The following is a 1871-nucleotide window of genomic DNA, read 5'->3' as shown; positions in this document are numbered from 1 at the left end:
GATCACCAGCCCCACCCCCCTGCACCACCCCGCCACTCGGGAGCCGGGACGCTCCTGAGGCGTCCCGGCTCCCGAGTGGCGGGGTGGTGCAGGGGGGTGGGGCTGGTGATCCGGGATCAGGAGGCGGCGATCGCCTCGGTGACCGCGGAGCGGGCGTCGGCGGCGCTGTCGGCGGCGAGAGCGAGCTCCGCGTACCGCTTGGCGTCCTCGAGGGTGTGCTCGGCCAGCTCGGCGCGGACGTCGGCGAGAGCCGACGGCGACATCGAGAGGGTGGTGGCGCCGAGGCCGACGAGGACCACGGCGAGCAGCGGGTCGGCGGCGGCTTCTCCGCAGATCCCGACGGGCTTGCCCAGCGCCGCTCCCGCGCGGCCGACCTCGCCGACGAGGCGGAGCACGGCCGGGTGCCACGGGTCCTGGAACGCCGAGACCGTGCCGAGCATGCGGTCGGCGGCGAGCGTGTACTGGGTCAGGTCGTTGGTGCCGATCGAGGCGAAGTCCGCGACTCCGAGGATGCGGTCGGCGAGCAGGGCGGAGGAGGGGACCTCCACCATCACTCCGGCGGTGCGGATGCCGAGCTCCCGCGCCATCGAGGTGAAGTAGCGGGTCTCGTCCACGGTCGCGACCATCGGCGCCATGACCCAGAGGTCGGCGTCGGTCGCGGCATCGGCCTGGGCGAGGGCGGTGAGCTGGTCGCGGAGAATCTGCTCGCTGGCACGGAGGGCGCGCAGTCCGCGGAGACCGAGGGCCGGGTTCTCCTCGTGGTCGTCGTTGAGGAAGCTCAGCGGCTTGTCGGCGCCGGCGTCGAGCGCGCGGACGACGACCTTGCGGCCGGGGAACGCAGCGAGCAGGCGCGTGTACTGCTCCGCCTGCTCGGCGACCGAGGGCGCCTCCTTCGCGTCGAGGAAGAGGAATTCGGTGCGGAACAGCCCCACTCCCTCGGCGCCGAGCTCGACCGCGTTCGCAGCGCCGTCGGCCGAGCCGAGGTTCGCGAGCAGCGGCACGGCGTGGCCGTCTGCCAGCGCGCCGGGAACGACCGGTGCGGCGAGCATCTCGGCGCGCTCGGCGATCGAGGACTTCGCGGCGCCGATCTCGGCGTCCGAGGGGTTCACCGTCACGACGCCGGAGGTGGCGTCGAGGATGACGAGCTGGCCGTCCCGCAGGTCGAGGGCGCCGGTGGTGCCGACGATGGCGGTGATCGACTTCTCCCGGGCGAGGATCGCCGTGTGCGAGGTCGGTCCTCCGTCGCTGGTGATCAGGCCGAGGACCTTCTCGAGGTCGAGCAGCGCCGTGTCGGCCGGAGCGAGGTCACGGGCGACGAGCACGAACGGCTCGTCCGACTCGGGGACGCCGGGAGCGGCGACGCCGCGCAGGTGCGCCACGACGCGCTGCGAGACGTCGTCGAGGTCGGTCGCGCGCTCGGCCATGTAGCCGCCCATCGCCACGAGCAGGTCGCGGAAGCCGGCGAAGGCCTCGTGCACGGCGCGCTCCGCGGTCTTGCCCCCGGCGATCCGCGCCTTGACGTCGTCCGCGAGGGACGGGTCCTCGGCCATCAGGGCCTGGGCGTCGAGGACGTCCTTCGCCGAGCCGCCGGCCCGCTCGCCTCGGTGGCGGATCGTCGCGGCGGTGGCGGACAGCGACGAGACGGCGCGCTCCTCCTCCTGGGCGACGCTGCGGGTGCTGGCGGTGTCCTCGGGTTCGGGCAGCGGCTCCGGCATGCGCAGGACCGGCCCGAGGGCCAGCCCGCGTCCCACTCCGGTGCCCTGGAGCTTGGCGGAGGCGTAGGCGGTCTGAGGAGTGGACAGCGTCATGGGTGCTCGTTCCTGTCGTCGGAGCGCACGGTGCCGATGCCGTGCTCGAGACCCTGCCCGTCC

At 74.0% G+C, this 1871-nt stretch carries 1 protein-coding gene; it reads right to left on the bottom strand.

Annotated elements, in window-relative coordinates; genetic code table 11:
* Positions 1-116: 116 nt before the first annotated feature.
* A complete protein-coding gene (ptsP, locus tag C5B98_RS16505) occupies positions 117-1715 on the bottom strand; it encodes a phosphoenolpyruvate--protein phosphotransferase (RefSeq protein ID WP_258069271.1) in 1599 nt (532 codons plus the stop codon).
* Positions 1716-1871 lie beyond the last annotated feature (156 nt).

Source organism: Rathayibacter sp. AY1A5, from assembly GCF_002930875.1.
Lineage (GTDB): Bacteria > Actinomycetota > Actinomycetes > Actinomycetales > Microbacteriaceae > Rathayibacter.
Note: the sequence above shows the minus strand (reverse complement) of the source record. Positions and strands in the feature narration are given on the sequence as shown.

Excerpts from the sequence above, each read along its gene's own strand:
- ptsP (WP_258069271.1), bottom strand. The coding sequence starts at position 1,715 with ATGCCGGAGCCGCTGCCCGAACCCGAGGACACCGCCAGCACCCGCAGC.